The following is a 20,507-nucleotide window of genomic DNA, read 5'->3' on the forward strand; positions in this document are numbered from 1 at the left end:
TCGGTCGGTCGGGGGGCTCAGCGGCGGGCCAGCTGCCGTTCGCCCTTCGCCCCGGGCTCGTAGGGGAGGCCGTAGTGCTGGAAGACCGCTTCCTCGTCCTCGGCGGGCAGTACGTCGTCGGTACCGATCGACGGGCACTGCTTCACCAGCGCCTTGTCGTGAACGACCTGCACATAGCCCGGCCCCACCATCGCCCCTTCCAACGGGACGAACACCAGACGCTGCCGGGTCGGCAGGCCTACCCGGACCGTGGCCATGGCCGGCTCGTCGGTGCCGGTGTCGACGTAGATCGCCTCCAGCGCTCCGATCCTGTGGCCCCGGTGGTCCAGCACGTCGTGGGTCCGCCACTCACGGATGTCCGCCATCCGGATCATGTCGACTCCTCGCGGCCGGTCGCGGGTTCGGGAAGCGAGGCGACGAGGATCTCCGCGGCCTGGGTGACGTTGTCGGCTCGGACCGCGCGGGCCATGGCGTCACGCGCCGCCTCGGGCGTCGTGTCCGGCGGCACCACCATCAGGGCGAAGTGGTCGTTGTCGCCTCGGGTGATCAGAACGGTGTCGTCGCCCACGGGGAAGGAGTCGAGGTGCACGAGACGGTCGTCGACGACCACCCGGGTCGGGACCTCCTCCCAGGCGTCCCTGTCCAGGCCGACCCGGGTGATGGGGCCGAGGTGGGCGGTGAGCGCCTGGATCAGGTCGGGCAGCTCGGCCGCCACGTTCCGGGAGCGCGGCCACCAAGCGCCGTCGAGGACGCCTTCGCGGGAGTGCGTCGTCTGCAGCCTGAGCAGGGCCGTGCCGGGTTTCACCGCTCGGTGGATCTCGTCCGGAAGGAGCCTCGGAGGGGTGGGGGCGTCTGATTCGGCCATGGTGGGTTCGCCTGACTGCGCGGCGCCGCCGACACCTCATGGCCGACGAGATACCGCCGTGTTTCCCAGGGTACCCGCGTGCCTGCGGTCATGCTCGGGGCCGACGGCCGGTGCAGCCGACGGGAAGGGACCCGCGCGGCGCCACGCCGGGCTCGGGTCGTATGACCGTTTCGGCCGTGTCGGCGTGCGGCCGGACCGGAGCCGGAGCAGGATGAACGCGCCCCCTCACCTTCCGACAGGAGAACGCCGTCGTGCTCGAACGCAAGCAGAGCGAGGACCGCACCGAGATCACCTTCGTGCTCCCCGCGGACACCCCGCCCGGGCCGGTCAGCGTCGTGGGCGACTTCAACGGCTGGGACCCCTACGCCCATCCCCTCCAGGACAGGCAGGGGATGACGCGGGCGGTGACGGTCGCCCTGCCGCGGGAGACGAACCACTCCTTCCGGTACCTGGCCGCCGGCGACTACTGGTTCAACGACGAGTCGGCTGACGGCCAGGACGGCCCCAACAGCCGCGTCCGTACCTGAGCCGCCCCCCCCCGGCCGGGCCGCCCCTGCCGTCGTCCTCCCCGTCAGGCGGCCTGGGGCCGCATCAGGTCGCGGAGGACGTCCAGGCAGGACAGGCAGTGCCGTTCCGTGATCGTTTCCTCCGCAACAGCGGGAACCGGCGCTCCGCACAGGGTGGTGTCGGTGCCGTTCTTGGACAGGACGTGCCACACCGGGCCGGGGTCCGCTGCCGTAGGGCCTGCGCACATCTGGTACATGCCGCCTCCCTGGATCGAGGGGATCGTTCCTCCGACCAGGTAACCCCGTCAGCCCACCGGATGCCCCGGTGCGTGCGGCCATTCGGATGAACGGCCGCAGACGGGGCGCCGGTGTCAGGTGTGAGCGGCCGCGGAGTGGCGGGTGTCGGCGAACTCCCTCACGAGGGCGGCGCAGAACGCGTCCAGGTCCGCGGGTTTGCGGCTGGTGACCAGTACCGCGGGCGCCGCGTGGCAGACCTGCACCTCCTCGTCCACCCAGGTACCGCCCGCGTTGCGGATGTCGGTGGCCAGGCTCGGCCACGAGGTCAGCGTCCGGCCCCGTACGACGTCGGCTTCCACGAGGGTCCAGGGCGCGTGGCAGATCGCCGCGACCGGTTTGCCGGCTTCGAAGAAGGCCCGCACGAATCCGACCGCCCGCTCGTCCATGCGCAGGGCGTCGGGGTTGGCGACCCCGCCGGGCAGGACGAGCGCGTCGAAGGCGTCCGCGGTGTCACCGGCGAGTACGTGATCGACGGGGTAGGTACCCGCCTTGTCGAGGTGCCTGAACGCCTGGACCCGTCCGGGGGCGGTGCAGACCAGCTGGGGGATCCAGTGCTGGGCTTCCACCGCCTTCCAGGGTGCGGTCAGTTCGGTCTCCTCCACGCCCTCGGGCGCTGTCAGGAACGCGATGCGCACGACGTCCGCCTCCTTCAGTGGCCGAGGGCCCGCTTGAGTTCCGCCTTGTCCATCTGGGAACGGCCCTTGATGTTGCGCTGCCTGGCCTCGTTGTAGAGCTGCTCCTTCGTCGGGCCCTGGGCACCGCTGTGGGAGCGCTGCCCGCCCCGCTTGGAGGAGGACATGTCGTCGAGGGAGGAGCGGCTGGCCGTCTTCGATTCGCCCGCGCGGGCGCGTTCCTTGTTGACGGTCCGGGCGGCGATCTCCTTGGCCCGCTCGGTGCTTTCACCGCGCTGTTCGGCACTCTCCTTGATGTGTTCGTACTGGCGTTCACGCTTGGGGCTGGAACCGCGGGGCATGGTGACTCCTTGTCTGCGATGCGATCTCGATGACGAATCCGCTGCGGGGCCGGGTGGGGATCCGCTTCAGCGGAATGGACAGGTCTTGTTGCGGTACGGCGGGGTCGGTGCGGGCGAGGGCCGACGCGAGGGCGGAGAGCAGGGCGAGGGTGATGTCCTCACCGGGGCACCGGTGGCCGGTCCGCGCGTCGCCGCCGCCCTGGGGGATCAGCTCGCCGGGGCCGGGTTCGCGGTGCAGGAAGCGCTCCGGGGCGAAGTGGTAGGGCCGCTCCCACAGGGCGGGGTCGTGCTGGTGCCCGTACACGTCGAGCAGGAGGAGCGTCCCGGCCGGGATCTGGTCACCGGCGAAGGTGACGTCCCGGGCGGCCAGCCCTGCGACGAAGGGCACGAAGGGGTAGAAGCGGCGGACCTCGTGGGCGAAGGCGCGGGCGTGGGCGGGACCGCCGGTGCGCAGGTGGTCACGCTGGTCCGGGTGGCGGTGGAGGGCGTGCGCGGCGAAGGTGACGTACCAGGCGACGGCGATGGTCGGCCGGATGATGTTGAGGAGTTCGACGGCTGCCGTGTGCGGATCGAGCAGGGCGGAGTCCGGGCCGCGGTGCAGGGCGACCGTCTCCAGCACGGTGCCGGGGACCAGGTGCGGGTCCTGTGCGCGGACGCGGTTCACGGCGGCCATGAGGTCGTGCTCCTGGCGGTGCCTGGCGCGGCGGGCCCGTACGTGGCGGGGCCCGGCGGTGGCGAACCCGTCGACCATGGCCACGCAGTCCTCGGCGATCCCACGGGCCGCGTCGCCCGGGGCCGGCAGACCCACCCAGTCGCAGACCGCCCCCGCGAGCAGGGTCGCCACCTCGTCGAACAGCACCACCGCGCGGCCCTCCCAGCCGGTCACGGCCTCGCGCCAGCCGCTCTCCACCCGCGCGGCCAGTCCGCCGACGGCCTCGGGTGACATCAGCAGGGACGCCAGCAGTTCCTTGCGCTCCCGGTGGCGGGCTCCGTCCAGGGTGTGCACCGCTCCCCTGCCGAAGAGGGTGTCGAGCACGGGTGACGGCAGCGCGCCGTGCCGCTCGACGCGGCTCTCGTCGTAGAAGAGGGACACGGCCTCGGGACCGTGCAGCAGGGCCGCCGGCCGCCCCATCAGGCGGGTGTGCACGAGGGGCGCGCCGTCGTGGGCGCGGCGCAGGTCCGGCGCCCATGCGTAGCCGTGGGCCAGCAGGGACAGGGTGCTGTCTATGTGGTGACCGGACATGCCGGGCGCCTACCCGGGGCGGGGGCGCGCATTCGCGAGGGGGCGGCCGGCGCGGGAACCCTTCGCCTCCCGGTGCGGCCCGGTGCGGCCCGTTCAGCCCGGCGCCCGCGTCCGCTCCCGGCGCGGAGTACGTTGGAAGTACCGGGAGCACCCCGTACACCCGCCTCCACGCGGACGTCGTTCCCGGAGATCGTTACGCCGGGCCGCTCACGGGCGTACCGGGGACGGGTCCGCGCCCCATGACCAGCACGACCGATCCCGCCCGCCAGGTGCGCCTGGCGCTGACCCCGAAGACCTCCCTCGCCGGCCTGCTGGACGGGGCCTGGTGGCCGTACTCGCGCGATCTCGCCGCCGAACTCCCGGCTCTGGTGGATGCGTTGGAGGAACACTGGGGGCGCATCACACGTATCACGGCGAACCCCGACCCGTGGCCCGCCCTCCCTTACACGGTCGCCGTCCACGGCCGCAGCCTGAACGTCGGCTGGTTCTCCGAGCAGGACCGCGACACGATGATCCTGTTCTCGTACAGCCTCCGCCGCTGCGACCTGCTCGTGGTCCCGCCCGAGGCCGAACCCGCCTCCGCCGCGCGGCTGATGGCCGCCGCGTCCACCCCCGGCAACGTCCACGACACCGGAGTGGTCATGTCCGCGGAGAGCACGGAGGCGGAGGTGACGGACGGCATGCGCAGGCGGAGCCCATATCTACCCCCGCGGTAGGAGAATTCGACAGACGGCGCGACAAGGATTACTGCCGCGCAAAAGGAGCGGAGATTTTCGACCGGCTTTCGGGACGGTGTCGTGCTAGTCTCGATTTCAGTTGCAGTTGTGGTTCTGTTCCCGAAACTTCAGGTGTCCTCAGCCGCCCCCAAAGGCGGCGGGAGTGCTTTTTTCATCTCCGGATTATCCGGCGGGGCAATCATCACGGCGACATGGTTTCCGCACAGTGCGGACGCCGATGATCCTCGAAGGAGATACAACATGAGCACTGGTACCGTGAAGTGGTTCAACGCGGAAAAGGGCTTCGGCTTCATCGAGCAGGACGGCGGCGGTCCCGACGTCTTCGCCCACTACTCGAACATCGCCTCCCAGGGCTTCCGTGAGCTGCAGGAAGGCCAGAAGGTCAGCTTCGACATCGCGCAGGGCCAGAAGGGCCCGACGGCCGAGAACATCGTCTCCGTCTGAGCCTGACACGCACGCCGCAGCTGGGGCCCGCATCCTTCGGGGTGCGGGCCCCAGCTGCGTACGCCCCACCGAAATCCTGCCGAACGGATCCGCTCCCGGACCCGTCGTGGCCGGCGGCCGGACATCACCTCCGAGTCGCGCCACCACCCTCCGCCGAGCGGGCTTTTCGGGCCCCTTTTCCGGCGGTTCAGCTTTCATGCCCCATTCGAAGCCGTCGGGAAATACTGCGTTCCGCTCCTTCGCCGCGGACATTCCTTGACGCGTCTCGCACCGAGGAAGGTCCCGCATGAACAGCACGCACCCGCCCGGTCGTCGTTCCGTCCGGGACGACGGGGACCCCGTCCTCGGGCGGCATGAGATCACCCTCCCCTCGCCGTCCGCTCCCCCGTTGCCGGCGGTCGGGGCGTTCGCCGACCTGGACCTGCCGGACGGTCTGCTCGCCGTGCTCGCCGCCGAAGGCGTCACCGTGCCCTTCCCCATCCAGGGCGCGACCCTGCCGAACGCCCTCGCGGGCCGGGACGTCCTGGGACGCGGCCGCACCGGCTCCGGCAAGACGCTGGCCTTCGGCCTCGCCCTGGTGGCCCGTACGGCCGGAACGCGGGCCGCGCCCAGACGGCCCCTCGCCCTCGTCCTCGTCCCCACCCGCGAGCTGGCGCAGCAGGTGACCGACGCGCTCACGCCGTACGCCCGCGCCGTCGGATCGCGGCTGGCCACGGTCGTCGGCGGAACGCCCCTCGGCAGGCAGACCTACGCCCTCCGGAAGGGCGCCGAGATCGTCGTCGCCACCCCGGGCCGGCTCACGGACCTCATCGCCCGGGGCGACTGCCTGCTGGACCGGGTCTGCGTCACCGTCCTGGACGAGGCGGACCAGATGACCGACCTGGGCTTCGCGCCCCAGATCGCCGAACTCCTCGACCAGGTGCCCGCCGAAGGCCAGCGGCTGCTCTTCTCCGCCACCCTCGACCACAGCGTCGACCGGCTCGTCGGCCGCTACCTGTCGGACCCCGTCGTGCACTCCGTCGACCCCGCGGCCGGGGCCGTGACCACGATGGAGCACCACGTCCTGCACGTCCACGCCGACGACAAACAGGCCGCGACCGCCGAGATCGCCGCCCGCACGGGGCGCGTGATCATGTTCCTCGGCACCAAGGAAGCCGTCGACCTGCTGACCCGGGACCTGCTGGCCCGCGGGGTGCTCGCCGCCGCGCTGCACGGCGGCAAGTCCCAGCCGCAGCGCACCCGCGCACTCGCCCGGTTCAGGAGCGGACAGGTGCCGGTGCTCGTCGCCACGAGCGTCGCCGCCCGCGGCATCCACGTCGACGGCCTCGACCTCGTCGTCAACGTCGATCCGCCGGCCGACCCCAAGGACTACCTGCACCGCAGCGGCCGCACCGCCAGGGCCGGGAACCACGGCAGCGTCGTCACCCTGGTCACGCCGAACCAGCGCCGTGCCACCGCCCGCCTCATGTCCGGAGCGGGCGTCCAGCCCCGGATCACCCGGGTCCGCCCCGGCGAGGCGGAACTGCACCGCATCACCGGCGCGCGCACCCCCTCGGGCGTCCCCGTCCCCGGTACGTAGCCCTCAGGCGGACGCCACCCGCCCGGGCCGGCACCGTGCCATCCCCGTCCCCGCCCCTTCCCCGTCCCCTTCCCCACCAGGAGCCGCTTGTGACACCGGTACAGACACGATCCGACCACCCGTCCACCCCGCCCACGGCCGACCCGCACGTCTGGGCGGACATGACCGTCGAGGTCGCCCTGGCGGTCATGCACGGGGCCCGTACCGCGCGCCTGATCATCCTCGACGCCGACGGCCGGCGCACCGGCCTCGTCACCCGGACCCAGCTCACCGGCTTCCGCGCCAGTCCCGCGTACACCGACCGGGCCCGCCTGAGCGAACTCTCCCCCGCACAGGCCGCGCCCCGCCCCTGACCACCGCGCCGGGAACGACCGCCCGCCGCACCCCTTCCCTTCCTTCCCTTCCCTTCCTCTCCCCCTGTGAGGCCCCATGCGCTGCGTGATCGCCCGTTTCCCGTTCGAGCTGACGAAGAGCGGTGTCCAGGCCTCGATGAAGGGCATCAAGCCCGAACCCGTGGCCGGCGCGTTCGTGACCATCGGACGCCGTGACTACCCCGCCAAGCAGGTCGGCGCGGTCGTCACGCGCCAGGACCGCCGCGACTTCGGCGTCAACGAGGTCCTGCGGGCCATGACCCGGCTCGGCTTCACGTGCGGCATCCGCCCGGTCGCCTCCCCCTCGGCCGCCGCCGACCCGGTCCGGAAGGCGTCCGCCCTCCTGGGCGCACCCCCCGCGGCCTGACGGCACAGGAGCCGGCGGCGGGGCGGCTGCCCCGCCCGTCCGCTCGTCCGTCCGTCCCCCGCACGGGGGCGATTCCCCTCGTCCACCCCTCCAGCCGTCAAGAGCGCCGATACCGGCGTCGCGGACGGCAGCGTTACCCTCGGTGAGTGCCGGACCGCCGGCCCGCGCACCGGAAGGTTCGACGGAGAGGTGAGAATGACAGCAGACGATCCGCTCGGCCGTCTTGACGACGACGACTACCCCGCCTACACGATGGGCCGGGCCGCCGAGATGATCGGTACGACGCCCGGCTTCCTCCGCGCCCTGGGAGAAGCCCGGCTGATCGCCCCGCTCCGCTCCGAGGGCGGCCACCGCCGCTACTCCCGCTACCAGCTGCGCATCGCCGCCCGCGCCCGCGAACTCGTCGACCAGGGCACCCCCATCGAGGCCGCCTGCCGCATCATCGCGCTCGAGGACCAGCTCGTGGAAGCCCAGCGCATCAACGCCGAGTACCGCCGCGCAGCGGGCGAACCCCGCCCTCCGGCAACCGGCTGAACCGGGCCCCGCCGCGCCCCCGCCACCCGGGGGGGCGACACGGCCGTGTCCCGCCGCCCCGGGTGACGACGCGGCCCCAGGTCACCGGCCTGGGGCCGCGGCCTCGTCTAACGCGGGGACGGGAACCAGGCCATGGGGTCGGCCGGGGTCTGCTCGCCCGTCGCCAGGTTCTTGACCTCGTGGTTCCCGCCCTCCTCGGACGGCGGGAACCAGACGAACGGGATGCCCTTGCGGGAGGCGTAGCGGAGCTGCTTGGCCACCTTGTCGGCCTGGTGGTAGAGCTCGACGTTCATCCCCCGCGCGCGCAGGCCCGCCGCCGTGGCCCCGGCCGCGCCGCGGAGCTCGTCGCGCGGGACGGCCACGAGGACCTGGCTGGGGCACTTGGGGCCGGAGTCGAGAAGGCCCTCCGCCAGGAGCTTGGCGAAGATGCGGGTCAGTCCGATCGACATGCCGACGCCGGGCAGGCTCCGCCGGATGAAGGAGCCGGTCAGGTTCTCGTAGCGGCCGCCCGAGCAGATGCTCCCGTAGTCCGGCCAGTCGGTGAACTTCCCCTCGTAGACGGTCCCCGTGTAGTAGTCGAGGCCTCGGGCGACCGAGAGGTCCGCGACGACGCTGCCCGCCGGCAGGTCGCCGAGGGAGTCCAGGACCTGGGCCAGTTCGCCGAGCCCTTCGTCGAGCAGGTCCGACGCGACGCCGAGGCCCTTGACCGCGTCCACGACGGCCGCGCCCTCGCCGCGCAGCCGGGCGAGGGCCAGGCAGGAGTCGACGGTCCGCGCGGGCAGGCCGAGTCCGTCGGACAGGATCCGGGCGACGCCCTCCGCCCCGACCTTGTCCAGTTTGTCGACGGCCCGGATCACCGCCGTCGGATCGGCGATGCCCAGCCCTTCGTAGAACCCCTCCAGGACCTTCCGGTTGTTGACGCTGAGCGTCCAGGCGGGCAGGTCCAGCCCGGTCATGACCTCGTGGATCATGCGCGGCAGCTCGGCGTCGAAGTGGAGCGGGAGCCGGTCGACGTTGATGACGTCGATGTCGCACTGGGTGAATTCCCGGAAACGGCCCTCCTGGGCCCGTTCACCGCGCCAGACGCGCTGTATCTGATAGCGCTTGAACGGGAAGACCAGCTCGTTGAAGTGCTGGGCCGTGTACCGCGCGAACGGCACGGTCAGGTCGAAGTGCAGGCCGATGCGGGAATCGCTCGGGTCGTCGGCGTCCTCCTGGAGCCGGCGCAGCGCGTACACCTCGTTCGAGGTCTCCCCCTTGGCGGTGAGCACGGAGAGGGGCTCGACCGACGGCGTCTCGACCGAACAGAATCCGTACCTCTCGAATCCGGAACGGACGATATCGAGCCACTTCTGCTCGACCATGCGAATTTCCGGCAGCCATTCGGGAAATCCGCTCACCGGTAGAGGGCGGACCAGTTGTGAGTCGTTCATCGCACGACCCTAACCCCACCCCGTCAGGGGGGCCATCCATTTACCGGTGCGGGGCTCCGGGCAGCCCTCTACAACTTTCGTTGTAGCGGGGTCGGCGGCTTCCTCAACCCTTCGTTTCAATCCGTTGCGGCCCTCCGCTTCCGCAGGTCACGATGGCCATCGCCACAGCCCGTAACCGCAGAAACGGATGGCTAGGTGCACACGTCGCAGCACACCACAGCAATTGTCCCCCAGGCGCAGACAAACGAATTCGAAAAGAGCTGGCAGCGCACAGCGGTCGAGGAGATCACCGGGCGCCTGACCGACTCGGAATTCCCTTGTGTGTTCTCGCGGAACGCCTTCCGCAAGCAGCTCCTCCGGTTCGTCTTCGTGCCCGACGGCGGGAGCGACGGCATCCGGCACCTGGCGGCGGCCCTGACGGAGTACGTCGAGGAGGCGAGGGACTGGGATGGGCAGCTGGACACCGCGTATCCGCTGGTCGTGGTGTTCTCGCCGGACGCCGTGGCCGGGGACTCGGTCGAGGAGCACCACGCCTTCGGCTGGCACGTGCTGCAGGAGCTGCACCGCGTCGACCCCGCGCCCTGGCCGGCCGGCGTCGCCCGGGACCCCGGCTCCGAGGCGTGGTCCATGTGCTTCAACGGAATGCCGCTCTTCTGCAATATGAGCAATCCCGGGCACCGGGTCCGCCGGAGCCGCAACCTCGGCGGGTCGTTCGTTCTCGTCATCAATCCCCGGGAACGCTTCGACGTATTCGCCGGAGACACCCCGAGCGGCCGGAAGGTGCGCGCCAACATTCGCGGCCGGATACACCGCTACGACGGCGTCCCACACTCCCCGCAATTGGGTTCCTACGGCATAGGCGCCCTCGAATGGCACCAGTACGGGCTGATCGAGGAGAACGCCGGGCGGACCGACGTCTGCCCCTTCTCACCCCGTACCGACGACGGCAACGACACGCAGAGGACGTCCTGACCATGATCGAGCTCATCGTCTCCCAGGGCCGGGTGGCCGACCGAAAGCCCCGGATGATCGAGGGCGCCGCCCGGATCGCCCGCGCCCTCGAACAGCGCTACGGGCTGGCCGGCCGCTGGATCGGGGAGCCCTCGCCGGCCGCCGACGACGACTGGACCGACAGCCTCCCGCAGGCCGAAGGGCAGCTGACCGCGCTCGGCCGCGCCGTCGGGGACGCCATCCGGGCCGGCCGCCGGACCGTCCTGGTCTCCAACACCTGCCCCGCGAGCATCGGCACGCTGCCGGTGGTGGCCCGCGAGCTGCCGGACGCCGTGGTGCTCTACATCGACGGTCACGGCGACTTCAACACCCCGGCCACCAGCAGCGGCTACCTGGGCGGAATGGTCCTCTCCGCCGCGTGCGGCCTGTGGGAGAGCGGCCACGGAGGCGGGCTGCCCACCGCGCAGGCCGTGCTGGTCGGCACCCGGGACATCGACGAGGGCGAGGCCGAGCTGATCGCGCAGGCGGGAGTCCGGGTGATCCCGCCCGCCGAGACGACGCCGGAGAACATCCTGGACGCCATCGGCGACCGCCCCGTCTGGGTGCACATCGACTGGGACGTCCTCGAACCGGGCCACGTGCCCGCCGACTACACCGTCCCGGACGGTCTGCTGCCCGAGCAGATCCGGATGGTCTTCGAGACGATCCCCGCCGGCCGGCTGCTCGGCGTCGAGCTCGCCGAGTTCGACGCCACCACCGACGAGGCGGTCAACGAACGGGCCGTCGCCGTGGTCCTCGACATGGTCGCCCCCGTCTTCGAGGACGCCGCCGCCGGGAGTACCCGCCCGGCCGGCGAACGCGCCCTCGCCGCCCGGTAGTCCGGCCGCCTCCCGCCCTCCGCCGTCCCCCCTCCCCCTCGCCAGCCCTGGAGAGATCCCCATGCCCTTGTACGACAGCATCCTCGACACCGTCGGCCGTACGCCCATCGTCCGGCTGAACCGGCTCGCCCCCGCGCACACCACGGTGTACGTGAAGGTGGAGGCGTTCAACCCCGGCGGCTCCGTGAAGGACCGGCTCGCGCTCTCCGTGGTCCTCGACGCCGAGGCCAAGGGGCTCCTCAAGCCCGGTGACACGATCGTGGAGTGCACCTCCGGCAACGTCGGCATCGCCCTGGCGATGGTGGCGGCGGCGCGCGGCTACCACTTCGTCGCCGTCATGGGCGACACCTATTCGCTGGAGCGGCGCCAGCTGATCCGGGCGTACGGCGGCAAGGTGATCCTCTTCCCCGGTGCGCTCGGCAGCAGCGGAGGCAACCGGATCGCGGACGAACTGGCCGAGAAGCACGGCTGGTTCCGGGCCCGGCAGTTCGACAACCCGGCCAACCCGGCCTACCACCGGGAGACCACGGCCTCGGAGATCCTCGCCGACTTCGCGGGCAAGCGGCTGGACTACTTCGTCACCGGCTTCGGCACCAGCGGCACCCTCACCGGCGTCGGGCAGATGCTGAAGACGGCCCGCCCCGGTGTCCGGGTGGTCGCCACCGAGCCGGAGAACGCCGCCATCCTGGGCAAGCAGGAGTGGAACGTCCACCGGATCCAGGGCTGGTCCCCGAACTTCGTGCCCAGCGTGCTGGACGACTCGGTCATCGACGAACTGGTGACCGTCGACGAGACGGTGGGACGGGACACCTCCCGCCGGCTCGCCGCGGAGGAGGGCATCTTCGCCGGCATCTCCGCCGGCGCCACCCTGGCCACCGCGCTGCGCGTCGCGGAGACCGCCCCCGAGGGGTCGGTGCTGCTCGCCATGCTGCCGGACACCGGGGAGCGGTACCTGTCCACCTTCCTCATGGAGGGCGTCAACGAGGGCTCGGACGACGAGTGGCTCGCCTCGCTGGACGCCGGGAACTGACGTGAGTCAGGAATTCGTCCCCCCGGGCGCCCGGTTCACCGCTCTGCCCGACGGCTTCCCCCTGCTGCGCGGCGGCACCCTGAACGGTGCCCGGGTGGCGTACGAGACGCTCGGCCGGCTCACCCCCGAACGCGACAACGCGGTCCTGGTCCTCCCCGGCCTCTCCCCCGACAGCCACGTCGCCTCCCACCCCGGTGACCCTTCGCCGGGCTGGTGGGAGGCCATGGTCGGGCCGGGCAAGCCGGTCGACACCGACCGCTGGTACGTGATCTGCGTCAACGCGCTGGGCAGCTGCAAGGGCTCGACCGGGCCCGCCTCCGTCGATCCCGCCACGGGCGAGCCCTACGGGCCCGGCTTCCCGGAACTGTCGATGGAGGACATCGCCGACGCCGCCGCGCACACCGTGCGCGCCCTGGGCGTCGAGCGGCTGGCCTGCGTCATCGGCACCTCCATGGGCGGGATGAGCGCGCTGTCCCTGCTGGCCCGGCATCCGGGTCTGGCCCGTGCCCACCTGAACGTCTGCGGGGCGGCGGGCTCACTGCCGTTCGCGACGGCGGTCCGCTCGCTGCAGCGCGAGGCGATCCGCTTCGACCCGCAGTGGAACGGGGGCCGGTACGACGCGGAGAACTACCCGCACCGCGGCATGCTCACGGCGCGCAAGCTGGGCATGACGACCTACCGTTCGGCGCGGGAATGGGACCGCCGGTTCGGCCGCGGCCGCATCGCCGGGGAGCGCCTCGCGCCGGACGTGCCCTTCGGCCCCGAGTTCGAGGTCGAGGCGTACCTCGAAAGCCATGCCCGGAAGTTCTCCGGCCGGTTCGACCCCAACAGCTACCTGCACCTCAGCCGCTGCATGGACCGCTTCGAGCTGGGCGAGTCCTGTGGCTGCGCGACCGACGAGGCGCTGGCCGGGATCCGCCTGGAGCGGGCGCTGGTCATCGGCGTGGAGACCGACATCCTCTTCCCGCCGGGACAGCAGCGGCAGATCGCCGACGGCCTGCGCGCCGGCGGTACCGACGCCGAGTTCCTGGTCCTGGACTGCGACGAGGGCCACGACGCCTTCCTCATCGACATCGACCGCTTCGGCCCGCCCGTCGCGACGTTCCTCAGCACGCTCTGGCACTCCGGAGGCAACACATGTCCCCCCACCCCTACCGACTGGCGCTGGTCACCGGCGCGAACCGCGGCATCGGCTTCGAGACGGCGCGCCAGCTCGCCGCCGCCGGCGTCCGCGTGCTGCTCTCCGGGCGCGACGGTGAGGCTGTCGCCGCTGCGGTGAAGGAACTGCGCGCCGACGGCCTCCCGGTGGAGCCCCTGGTCCTCGACGTGACCGACGGCGACAGCGTCCGGGCCGCGGCCGCCGAGGTGGAGCGCGCGTACGGCCGGCTCGACATCCTCGTCAACAACGCGGCCATCCGCGTCGAGGAGTACGGCAGGAAGCCCTCGGAGCAGCCGCTCGCCCAGTGGCGCCGGACCTTCGACACCAACGTGTTCGCCGTCGTCGAGGTGACCCGGGCCTTCCTGCCGCTGCTGCTGCGCTCCCCGGCCGGCCGCATCGTCAACCTGTCCAGCCTGCTGGGGTCCGTCGGCACGCACGGCGATCCCTCCTCCTACGCCTACAGCGACATGTTCAAGTCGCTGCCCGCCTACAGCGCCTCCAAGAGCGCACTCAACTCCTGGACGGTGCACCTCGCCTACGAACTGCGCGACACCCCGGTCAAGGTGAACGCCGTGCACCCCGGCTACACCCGGACCGGCCTCAACGACGGCGAGGGCGACCTCGCCGCCCCGGACGGCGCGCGGACGGGCGTGGCGATGGCGCTGCTCGGCGACGACGGCCCCACCGGCACGTACACGCACCGCGGCGAAACCGTCCCCTGGTAACCCCCGGTACATCAATGGAGCACATCTATGGGCAACCACGTGGCCCTGGCCACCGACATGACCAGCCTTCCGATCGACTACGACATGCCGCTGCTGCTGGAGGCCTGCCGGAAGGCCGGAGTACGGGCGGAGATATGCAGCTGGGAGGACCCGGACATCGACTGGGGGGCCTTCGACGCCGTGCTGCTGCGGTCCCCCTGGAGTTACGTCGAGCAGCTGCCGCGCTTCCTGCAGTGGTGCGAGCGCGTCACCGCCGTGACGCACCTGCTCAACCCGCTCCCGGTGGTCCGCTGGAACCTCGACAAGAGCTACCTGGGCGATCTGGACGCGGCCGGGGTGCCCGTCGTGCCGAGCAGTTTCGTGGCACCGGAGGCCGAGCCGGCCGCCGCCCTGCGGGCCTTCCTCGAACGGTATCCCGATGCGGCCGAGTTCGTGGTGAAGCCGACCGTCGGCGCCTACTCGCGCGACGTGCAGCGGTTCTCCCGCGCGCAGGAGCCGGAGGCGACCCGGCACGTCGCCAAGCTGCTGGAGCAGGGCTGCGACGCGCTGATCCAGCCCTACATGGACGCCATCGACCGGGACGGCGAGACCGACCTGATCTATTTCGACGGCGAGTACAGTCACGCCATCCGCAAGCGGGCGCTGCTCCTGCCCGACGGCACGGTCGACGTGCCCACGCAGGACGCCCGCACCGCGCGGGACGCCGCCCCGGACGAACGGGCGGTGGCCTCGGCCGCGCTCAAGGCGGTGGTGGCCCGGCTCGACCTGGAACGGCCGCTGCTCTACGGCCGCGTCGACCTCATCCGCGACGGCGAGGGCAGGCCGGTCCTGCTCGAACTCGAAGTGTGTGAGCCGTCGCTGAGCATGCCCTTCGCGGAGGGCTCCGCCGACCGGTTCGCGCGGGCCATCGCCGCACGGCTGGAAGACATCACCCGAGAACGCAAGAACGGATGACCACCATGGCAACGACAGAACAGCCCTCGGCGGCCGAGGCAGCCGGGGCACAGACCCCGGCCCGGGCACAGGCGCAGGCCAAGGCCCCGGCCGGAGCCGCAGCCGCCGCAGCCGCCCCGGTCGGGGCGCGCGGCACCCTCTACGCCGCCCTCGGCGTGCTGAGCTTCTCGTTCAGCTTCCCCGGCACCGTATGGGCCCTCGACGGGTTCGGTCCGTGGAGCGCCATCGGGGTGCGCGGCGTGCTCGCCGCCCTGATCGCGGGCACGGCGCTGCTGGTGACGCGGGCACCGCTGCCCGCCCGGGGCGACTGGGCCGCGCTCGCCGTGGTGGCGGGCGGCTGCGCCGTCGGCTTCCCGCTGCTCACCACGCTGGCCCTGCAGACTTCCTCGACGGCGAACTCGGCGATCGTCATCGGCGCGCTGCCGATGGCCACGGCGGCGTTCTCCGCGGTCCTCACGCGGCGCCGGCCCTCGAAGGTGTTCTGGGCCGCGGCGCTGACCGGCGGGGCGACCGTGATCGCCTTCACCCTCACGCAGAGCCACGGCAAGCCGACGGTCGCCGAGCTCTACCTCTTCGGCGCCCTCGTCGTCTGCGCGGCCGGGTACGCCTTCGGCGGGCGGCTCTCGGCCCGCATGCCCGGCTGGCGGGTCATCGCCTGGGGCGTGGTGCTGGCGGCGCCGGTCAACATCGCCGTGTCCGCCTGGGCGCTGCCGCACGAGCCGGTACACCTGACGGCGAAGGCCCTGGTCGGCATGGCGTACATCGCGGCCGTCTCCCAGTTCGGCGGGTTCGTCGTCTGGTACAAGGGCATGGGGCTCATCGGCGTGGCCCGGGCGAGCCAACTCCAGCTGGCGCAGCCGCTGCTGACCCTGCTGTGGGCCGTGCTGCTGATGGGCGAGCAGATCGGCGCGGCCGTGCCGCTGACCGCGTGCATCGTCCTGGCCTGCATCGTCGTCACCCAGCGGGCCAGGACGTCCTGAGCGGACCGGGCCACCGTCCAGGCCAGTCCGTAACGACGAAATGCATCGGTCCGGCACTCCTCGAACCACGAAATCCGTGGCGGTGGGGGCGCCGGACCGATGCTTTCTCATTCTTCGGACGGTCGTTCCCCTCGGATCCCCAGGGTGTTAGTTTCACCGGGTTCACGCGGCGGGCCGAACCGGAAGGCCCTGCCGCAGTTCCGGGGGAAGGTGGGCGAGAGTTGAGTCGTCAGGCAGCCGCGCAGCAGCTCCGGACCGCCGCGCCCGCGGTCATCGAGGCGTACCGGGCGGAGCTCCAGCGGCTCGGCAGCCCGCTGGCGACCCGCGACGACGCCTGGCAGCAGTGCCGTTACCAGGCGCAGAACATCGTGGCCGAGTGCGCGCAGTCGCTGGAGACCGGCCGGCCGGCGGAGGTGAGCGGGGTCGGGGAGTACTCCCGGCTGCTCGGGGCGCACCGCGTCACGCAGCGGATCCCGGTGTCCGAGTCGGTCCGGGCGGCGGAAGTGCTCTGGGAGGCCATGCGGGAGGCGGTCGCCCGGGCGGCGGAACAGCTGCCGGCCGAGCAACGGCACTCGGTGCAGCAGGAGATCAGCACCACGTTCCGCACGGTCACCGGGGCCCGGCTCTACCAGGGGATCCGGGGCTACGAGGAGGCCGCACGGCCGGAGGGCCCCGCCGGACGCCCGCCGGGGCCGTCCGGGCTGAAGGAGCAGGCCGATCTCGAACCGCAGGCCCTGGAAGTGCTCACCCTGCGCGAGCGGGAGATCCTGGAGGCGGTCCGGGAGGGACTGACGAACCGGCAGATCAGCCGGCGTTTCGAGATCACCGAGGCGACCGTCAAGCGGCACCTGCACAACGCGTACCGCAAGCTGGGCATCAGCTCCCGGGTGCAGGCGCTGAACAAGATGTTCCCGGAGGGGCGCTGAGAAAACGGGCGACCGCGCCGCTGGTGCGGCGCGGTCGATGATCGTCGGGCGGGCGGGTTCACCCCAGGGACCCGCGGGTTCACCCCAGGGACCCCGCCAGGGTCAGACCGGCCAGCGCGGTCAGGTTCGCGGCGTACTGGGTGACCATGAACGCCCGGTAGGCACCGCGCCGTTCCGCGCGGCCCACGCCCTCCCGGCGGGCCCCGCGCAACACCCGGACGACCACCCAGAGCGACCCCAGGGCCAGCGGCACCGCCACCGTGAGGGCGGGCCGGGCCCACAGCAGGGCCAGCGCCGGGGCGGCCGCGCCGACGGCGAGGGCGCCGGCCACGGCCAGGGCCCGGGCGGCGGCCGGACCTCGGACGACCGCGACCGTGCGGCGGCCGCCTGCGGCATCACCGCTGACGTCGCCCAGGTCCTTGGTCACGGCGCCGACCAGCGCCATCCACGCCGACATCACCCCGGCGACCAGCACGCCCGTCACGGTCCACGCCCCGCCGGACGCCGCGACCCCGGCCCCGTAGGCGGTCGCGCCCAGCCCGAACACCACCGCCGCGCAGCGCCCGCTGGAGCACTTCGCCTTCACCGGGTCGGCCGAGTAGGCCCAGCCCAGCACCAGGAAGGCGGCCGTCCAGGCGACCACCGCGGGCCCCGCGAGCCCGCCGAGGAGGAGGGCGGCGCAGGCCAGCAGGACGGTGCCCCGGGCGGCGGTCCGCTCGGGGAGGTCCCCGCGGGCGATCGGGCGCCGCGAGCCGTTGACCCGGTCCTCGTGGACGTCGGTGACACCGTTCAGCAGGTAGGCGCAGACCACCGCGCACCACAGGGAGGCCGTGCCGAGCACGGGCCGCCCCAGCGACTGCGGCAGCTGCCCCGCGGACACCACGCCGACCGCGAACCGCAGCAGGAACGCGACCTGGACAACGGGACGGGCTTCCTCCCAGCAGAGGCGGACGGTGTCCGCGAGGGAGTGCCAACGGACGTCCAGGACCCGCACCGGCCTGGCGACGATCACTTGCCCACTGAGATTGATCACGGGCGCCACCCTAGGAAGTGGATCACCGCCTCGGCCATACAACCATGGGCGTACACAGGTGCACTCCCGGAGTGCACCAATCCGCTTGAAAACAGCGGAGGTTGAGGTTCCGCGCGGCGCTCCGGGCAGGCCGCGTCAGGCGGCCGAGTGCTGCAGGGTGTCCACGTCGTCCATGAACGACAGCATCCGCGCGTTGATGACGTCCGGGTGGTCGATCTGGGGGCCGTGGCCCGTGGCCGCGACGATCTCGGCGCGGGCGCCGGGAATGACCCGCGGGACGCGTTCCAGCTGCCGCTTCGGGTGGACCAGGAGGCTGCGCTTGCCCATGATCAGGTAGAACGGCGTACGGATGGAGCCCAGTTCCGCGTCCGACAGCGGCAGCGGCGCGGGACGGCGGATCCGGAAGGCCCGCACCCCGGCCCGGATCCACGTGCGCAGCTCCGGGACCACCAGGACCGGCTGCTCCAGCCATCTGGCGAGGGCCGGGCGCAGGGCCTTCGGGGCGAAGGTGGCGAAGAGGCTGGCGAAGATCCAGACGAAGAAGCGCAGGCCCACCTTCTCCAGGCCCCCCGGGTCGAGCGCGGTGACCGAGGCGAGCCGCCCCGGCCGCAGGTGCGCCTGGTTGATGACGAGCCAGCCCCCGTAGGAGCTGCCGACCAGGTGCACCCGGTCCAGGCCGAGCGCGTCAAGGGCCTCGTCCATCCACTGGGCCGCGCGCTCGGGCTGCCACATGGGCTCGCGCTGGACGCTGCGCCCCGGATCGCCGGGGGTGTCGAGGGCGTAGACGGGGCGTTCGGCACTGAGGGCGCGGGTGTTGGGGTACCACTGGGCGGAGCTGCCTCCGGAGCCGTGGATCAGGACGACCGGCGTGCGGGACTCGGCCGCCGGATCGGCGGGTCCGTACCGGTACACGTGCGTGGTGCCGAAGCTGGTCTCGACGTCCGTCTCGGAGCGGATGGGGGCGCCCATCGCGTAGAGCGCGTCGGCCGCGGCGAAGTAGCGGTCGCGGAGCTCGTCGTTGACGTAGCGGCCGACGTCACGGCGTACGCGGGTCCTGTTCTCGGGCACGGCGGCACCTCCGTTGCAGTTCCGTTCTTCGTGATACGACCGTACCATATTGTTGGTACAGCGGTACCATGAAGAGGACGGCGACGACGGTGGAGGTACCAGGACATGCCCAAGCGCGTGGACCACGAGGAACGGCGCGGGCAGATCGCCGAAGCGCTCGTCCGGGTCGCCGGGCGGCACGGGCTGCACGCCGTCGGCATGCGGGACGTGGCCGCCGAGGCCGGGGTCTCACTGCGGCTGGTGCAGTACTACTTCGAGACCAAGGAGAAGCTGCTCCTCTACGGGCTCCGGCACCTCACCGAGCGGTTCACCGCCCGCGTCGGCGCCCGCCTCGCCGCCGCCGGCCCGGCCCCGGGCCCGCGGGCGACCGCCGAGGCCCTGATCCTGGCCTCGCTGCCCACCGACGAGGAGAGCCGCACCTTCCACCTCCTCTACTCCTCGTACGCGATCCTCTCCGTGACCGACGAGGCACTGGCCGCCCAGCCGTTCATCGCCGACCCGGACGCCGCCGAGGACGCCCTGGCCGGGCTGATCGCGGGCGCGCAGGAGGCGGGCCTGGCCGACCCCGGAGCGGACGCGCGGACGGAGGCGGTCAGCCTGCTGGCCATGGCGGCGACCCTGGGCACGAGCATCCTGGTGGGCCAGCGCGGTCCCGAGTCGGCCGTCGCCGTGCTCCGCCACCACCTGGACCGGATCTTCACCGTCCCGGAGGGCACCGCCCCGCAGCAGCCCTAGCGGGAGGCCTTCGGGGCCGCGTTCCGGGGCGTCGGCACGGAAGGCCTCCGGGCCCGGCTGCTGCTGCGCGCGCAGGGCGGCGAGGCCCGCGGCCACCGAGGAGGAGCGCTGGTTGGCGCCCCATGCGCGCTGGAGCTGATGAACGCCCACGGCTGCACGGTCGTCATGGGCGCCCCGACCATGTACCTCGCCCTGCTGGACGCGGCCGGGCGCGATCCGCGCCCCCCGCTGGAACGGGCCTACTCCGGCGGCTCCTCGCTGCCCCCGGCAGTGCTGCGGCGGGTCGAGGAGGTGCTGGGCGCGCCCGTATACGAGGGGTGCGGGCTCACCGAGACCTCGCCCAGCGTCAGTTACCACCAGCCGGGCCACGAGCGCCGCGCGGGGACGGTCGGTCTGCCGATCCCCGGCGTCGAGGGTCGGCATCGCGGCGGCGGACGAGCCGCGGCGGATCCGGCTGCTGCCGGCCGGGGAGCGCGGGGCGGCCGGCTCCGCGGCTGGCGGAGGAGATCGCCCGCTGGAGCGGGGAACGGCTGGCGCGGTACGAGTACCCGCGCCGGATCGTCTTTTCACCGAGGCCTTTCCCGTGGGCCCCACAGGGAAGATCCTGAAGGCCGAACTGGCCGGATTCTTCCGGTAGACCGCCTCGACCGGTCTGGGTGGGAGGGCCGGTGCACCCGCTACGAGAAGATGTAAGACCCACCCACTCAGGAGGCAACACC

The 20,507-nt window shown here is 72.3% G+C and carries 26 protein-coding genes; 17 read left to right on the top strand and 9 right to left on the bottom strand.

The window, feature by feature from the left end; translation table 11 throughout:
* Positions 1 to 17: 17 nt before the first annotated feature.
* Together B4U46_RS17020 and B4U46_RS17025 are read right to left on the bottom strand one after the other, a co-directional pair.
* The gene (locus B4U46_RS17020) at positions 18 to 374 is read right to left on the bottom strand and encodes a PRC-barrel domain-containing protein (RefSeq protein ID WP_079428378.1); all 357 of its coding nucleotides are present in this window, start codon (positions 372 to 374) and stop codon (positions 18 to 20) included.
* On the bottom strand, positions 371 to 865 hold the full coding sequence (locus tag B4U46_RS17025) for a DUF5994 family protein (protein ID WP_079428380.1): 495 nt from the start codon (positions 863 to 865) through the stop codon (positions 371 to 373). The genes B4U46_RS17020 and B4U46_RS17025 overlap by 4 nt, the downstream gene beginning before the upstream one ends.
* A gap of 251 nt (positions 866 to 1,116) precedes the next feature.
* Between B4U46_RS17025 and B4U46_RS17030 the strand changes: the two genes are divergently transcribed.
* Complete coding sequence (locus B4U46_RS17030) at positions 1,117 to 1,392, top strand: isoamylase early set domain-containing protein (RefSeq protein WP_079428382.1); 276 nt, start codon at positions 1,117 to 1,119, stop codon at positions 1,390 to 1,392.
* Positions 1,393 to 1,436: 44 nt separating this feature from the next.
* Here B4U46_RS17030 and B4U46_RS37420 read toward each other — a convergent pair whose 3' ends face one another.
* From B4U46_RS37420 to B4U46_RS17045, 4 genes are all read right to left on the bottom strand, one after another.
* Positions 1,437 to 1,628, bottom strand: a complete 192-nt coding sequence (locus B4U46_RS37420; RefSeq protein ID WP_159036760.1) for a hypothetical protein — start codon at positions 1,626 to 1,628, stop codon at positions 1,437 to 1,439.
* A 114-nt stretch (positions 1,629 to 1,742) separates the two neighbouring features.
* Entirely contained in the window at positions 1,743 to 2,303 is a 561-nt protein-coding gene (locus tag B4U46_RS17035; RefSeq protein WP_079428384.1) for a type 1 glutamine amidotransferase domain-containing protein, read from the bottom strand.
* Positions 2,304 to 2,317: 14 nt separating this feature from the next.
* Positions 2,318 to 2,641, bottom strand: a complete 324-nt coding sequence (locus B4U46_RS17040; protein WP_079428386.1) for a plasmid stabilization protein — start codon at positions 2,639 to 2,641, stop codon at positions 2,318 to 2,320.
* Positions 2,613 to 3,884: a cytochrome P450 gene (locus B4U46_RS17045; protein WP_079428388.1), complete on the bottom strand. Its 1,272-nt coding sequence runs from the start codon at positions 3,882 to 3,884 to the stop codon at positions 2,613 to 2,615. Before B4U46_RS17045 ends, B4U46_RS17040 begins: the two co-directional genes overlap by 29 nt.
* A 239-nt stretch (positions 3,885 to 4,123) precedes the next feature.
* On the opposite strand from B4U46_RS17045, the gene B4U46_RS17050 reads away from it, so the two are divergent.
* The 6 genes from B4U46_RS17050 to B4U46_RS17075 all read left to right on the top strand — a co-directional run bounded on the left by B4U46_RS17050 (position 4,124) and on the right by B4U46_RS17075 (position 7,916).
* Complete coding sequence (locus B4U46_RS17050) at positions 4,124 to 4,600, top strand: DUF5994 family protein (protein WP_079428390.1); 477 nt, start codon at positions 4,124 to 4,126, stop codon at positions 4,598 to 4,600.
* 261 nt (positions 4,601 to 4,861) lie between these two features.
* Positions 4,862 to 5,065 (top strand): cold-shock protein, encoded by a 204-nt coding sequence (locus B4U46_RS17055; RefSeq protein ID WP_079428392.1) that lies wholly within the window; start codon positions 4,862 to 4,864, stop codon positions 5,063 to 5,065.
* Positions 5,066 to 5,351: 286 nt separating this feature from the next.
* Positions 5,352 to 6,644, top strand: coding sequence for a DEAD/DEAH box helicase (locus B4U46_RS17060; protein ID WP_107438279.1), 1,293 nt, complete (start codon positions 5,352 to 5,354; stop codon positions 6,642 to 6,644).
* An 89-nt stretch (positions 6,645 to 6,733) separates the two neighbouring features.
* Complete coding sequence (locus B4U46_RS17065; RefSeq protein ID WP_079428394.1) at positions 6,734 to 6,997, top strand: CBS domain-containing protein; 264 nt, start codon at positions 6,734 to 6,736, stop codon at positions 6,995 to 6,997.
* A gap of 76 nt (positions 6,998 to 7,073) precedes the next feature.
* Positions 7,074 to 7,382 carry an SCO5918 family protein gene (locus B4U46_RS17070; protein WP_079428396.1) on the top strand — a complete coding sequence of 103 codons (309 nt, stop codon included), beginning with the start codon at positions 7,074 to 7,076 and terminating at the stop codon, positions 7,380 to 7,382.
* A gap of 195 nt (positions 7,383 to 7,577) precedes the next feature.
* Positions 7,578 to 7,916 (top strand): helix-turn-helix domain-containing protein, encoded by a 339-nt coding sequence (locus B4U46_RS17075; protein ID WP_079428398.1) that lies wholly within the window; start codon positions 7,578 to 7,580, stop codon positions 7,914 to 7,916.
* Positions 7,917 to 8,023: 107 nt separating this feature from the next.
* On the opposite strand, the gene hisS is transcribed toward B4U46_RS17075, so the two are convergent.
* Positions 8,024 to 9,349 (bottom strand): histidine--tRNA ligase, encoded by a 1,326-nt coding sequence (hisS, locus tag B4U46_RS17080; protein ID WP_079428400.1) that lies wholly within the window; start codon positions 9,347 to 9,349, stop codon positions 8,024 to 8,026.
* Positions 9,350 to 9,544: 195 nt separating this feature from the next.
* Between hisS and B4U46_RS17085 the strand changes: the two genes are divergently transcribed.
* From B4U46_RS17085 to B4U46_RS17120, 8 genes are all read left to right on the top strand, one after another.
* Positions 9,545 to 10,321 carry a YqcI/YcgG family protein gene (locus B4U46_RS17085; RefSeq protein ID WP_079428402.1) on the top strand — a complete coding sequence of 259 codons (777 nt, stop codon included), beginning with the start codon at positions 9,545 to 9,547 and terminating at the stop codon, positions 10,319 to 10,321.
* A gap of 2 nt (positions 10,322 to 10,323) precedes the next feature.
* A complete protein-coding gene (locus B4U46_RS17090; RefSeq protein WP_079428404.1) occupies positions 10,324 to 11,178 on the top strand; it encodes an arginase family protein in 855 nt (284 codons plus the stop codon).
* Positions 11,179 to 11,239: 61 nt separating this feature from the next.
* Positions 11,240 to 12,208 (top strand): cysteine synthase A, encoded by a 969-nt coding sequence (cysK, locus tag B4U46_RS17095; RefSeq protein ID WP_079428405.1) that lies wholly within the window; start codon positions 11,240 to 11,242, stop codon positions 12,206 to 12,208.
* Position 12,209: 1 nt separating this feature from the next.
* A complete protein-coding gene (gene metX / locus B4U46_RS17100) occupies positions 12,210 to 13,487 on the top strand; it encodes a homoserine O-acetyltransferase MetX (RefSeq protein ID WP_237292941.1) in 1,278 nt (425 codons plus the stop codon).
* Positions 13,397 to 14,092 (top strand): SDR family oxidoreductase, encoded by a 696-nt coding sequence (locus B4U46_RS17105; RefSeq protein ID WP_237293332.1) that lies wholly within the window; start codon positions 13,397 to 13,399, stop codon positions 14,090 to 14,092. The genes metX and B4U46_RS17105 overlap by 91 nt, the downstream gene beginning before the upstream one ends.
* Before the next feature lie 27 nt (positions 14,093 to 14,119).
* Complete coding sequence (locus B4U46_RS17110; RefSeq protein WP_079428408.1) at positions 14,120 to 15,046, top strand: ATP-grasp domain-containing protein; 927 nt, start codon at positions 14,120 to 14,122, stop codon at positions 15,044 to 15,046.
* A gap of 5 nt (positions 15,047 to 15,051) precedes the next feature.
* On the top strand, positions 15,052 to 16,026 hold the full coding sequence (locus B4U46_RS17115) for a DMT family transporter (RefSeq protein ID WP_079431817.1): 975 nt from the start codon (positions 15,052 to 15,054) through the stop codon (positions 16,024 to 16,026).
* 221 nt (positions 16,027 to 16,247) lie between these two features.
* The gene (locus tag B4U46_RS17120; RefSeq protein WP_079428410.1) at positions 16,248 to 16,952 is read left to right on the top strand and encodes a helix-turn-helix transcriptional regulator; all 705 of its coding nucleotides are present in this window, start codon (positions 16,248 to 16,250) and stop codon (positions 16,950 to 16,952) included.
* 79 nt (positions 16,953 to 17,031) lie between these two features.
* Here B4U46_RS17120 and B4U46_RS17125 read toward each other — a convergent pair whose 3' ends face one another.
* Entirely contained in the window at positions 17,032 to 17,985 is a 954-nt protein-coding gene (locus tag B4U46_RS17125) for a UbiA family prenyltransferase (RefSeq protein WP_159036759.1), read from the bottom strand.
* Positions 17,986 to 18,120: 135 nt separating this feature from the next.
* Complete coding sequence (locus B4U46_RS17130; protein ID WP_079428414.1) at positions 18,121 to 19,053, bottom strand: alpha/beta fold hydrolase; 933 nt, start codon at positions 19,051 to 19,053, stop codon at positions 18,121 to 18,123.
* A 105-nt stretch (positions 19,054 to 19,158) separates the two neighbouring features.
* On the opposite strand from B4U46_RS17130, the gene B4U46_RS17135 reads away from it, so the two are divergent.
* On the top strand, positions 19,159 to 19,788 hold the full coding sequence (locus B4U46_RS17135) for a TetR/AcrR family transcriptional regulator (protein ID WP_079428416.1): 630 nt from the start codon (positions 19,159 to 19,161) through the stop codon (positions 19,786 to 19,788).
* Positions 19,789 to 19,968: 180 nt separating this feature from the next.
* Positions 19,969 to 20,481 (top strand): AMP-binding protein, encoded by a 513-nt coding sequence (locus B4U46_RS17140; protein WP_335755409.1) that lies wholly within the window; start codon positions 19,969 to 19,971, stop codon positions 20,479 to 20,481.
* Positions 20,482 to 20,507 lie beyond the last annotated feature (26 nt).

Source organism: Streptomyces katrae (assembly GCF_002028425.1).
In the GTDB taxonomy this organism is placed as follows: domain Bacteria; phylum Actinomycetota; class Actinomycetes; order Streptomycetales; family Streptomycetaceae; genus Streptomyces; species Streptomyces katrae_A.

Bases quoted from the DNA above. Each gene is read 5' to 3' on its own strand.
- B4U46_RS17020 (WP_079428378.1), bottom strand. From the start codon at position 374: ATGATCCGGATGGCGGACATCCGTGAGTGGCGGACCCACGACGTGCTG.
- B4U46_RS17025 (WP_079428380.1), bottom strand. From the start codon at position 865: ATGGCCGAATCAGACGCCCCCACCCCTCCGAGGCTCCTTCCGGACGAG.
- B4U46_RS37420 (WP_159036760.1), bottom strand. From the start codon at position 1,628: ATGTACCAGATGTGCGCAGGCCCTACGGCAGCGGACCCCGGCCCGGTG.
- B4U46_RS17040 (WP_079428386.1), bottom strand. From the start codon at position 2,641: ATGCCCCGCGGTTCCAGCCCCAAGCGTGAACGCCAGTACGAACACATC.
- B4U46_RS17045 (WP_079428388.1), bottom strand. From the start codon at position 3,884: ATGTCCGGTCACCACATAGACAGCACCCTGTCCCTGCTGGCCCACGGC.
- B4U46_RS17050 (WP_079428390.1), top strand. From the start codon at position 4,124: ATGACCAGCACGACCGATCCCGCCCGCCAGGTGCGCCTGGCGCTGACC.
- B4U46_RS17055 (WP_079428392.1), top strand. From the start codon at position 4,862: ATGAGCACTGGTACCGTGAAGTGGTTCAACGCGGAAAAGGGCTTCGGC.
- B4U46_RS17060 (WP_107438279.1), top strand. From the start codon at position 5,352: ATGAACAGCACGCACCCGCCCGGTCGTCGTTCCGTCCGGGACGACGGG.
- B4U46_RS17070 (WP_079428396.1), top strand. From the start codon at position 7,074: ATGCGCTGCGTGATCGCCCGTTTCCCGTTCGAGCTGACGAAGAGCGGT.
- B4U46_RS17075 (WP_079428398.1), top strand. From the start codon at position 7,578: ATGACAGCAGACGATCCGCTCGGCCGTCTTGACGACGACGACTACCCC.
- hisS (WP_079428400.1), bottom strand. From the start codon at position 9,349: ATGAACGACTCACAACTGGTCCGCCCTCTACCGGTGAGCGGATTTCCC.
- B4U46_RS17090 (WP_079428404.1), top strand. From the start codon at position 10,324: ATGATCGAGCTCATCGTCTCCCAGGGCCGGGTGGCCGACCGAAAGCCC.
- cysK (WP_079428405.1), top strand. From the start codon at position 11,240: ATGCCCTTGTACGACAGCATCCTCGACACCGTCGGCCGTACGCCCATC.
- B4U46_RS17110 (WP_079428408.1), top strand. From the start codon at position 14,120: ATGGGCAACCACGTGGCCCTGGCCACCGACATGACCAGCCTTCCGATC.
- B4U46_RS17115 (WP_079431817.1), top strand. From the start codon at position 15,052: ATGGCAACGACAGAACAGCCCTCGGCGGCCGAGGCAGCCGGGGCACAG.
- B4U46_RS17135 (WP_079428416.1), top strand. From the start codon at position 19,159: ATGCCCAAGCGCGTGGACCACGAGGAACGGCGCGGGCAGATCGCCGAA.
- B4U46_RS17140 (WP_335755409.1), top strand. From the start codon at position 19,969: ATGTACCTCGCCCTGCTGGACGCGGCCGGGCGCGATCCGCGCCCCCCG.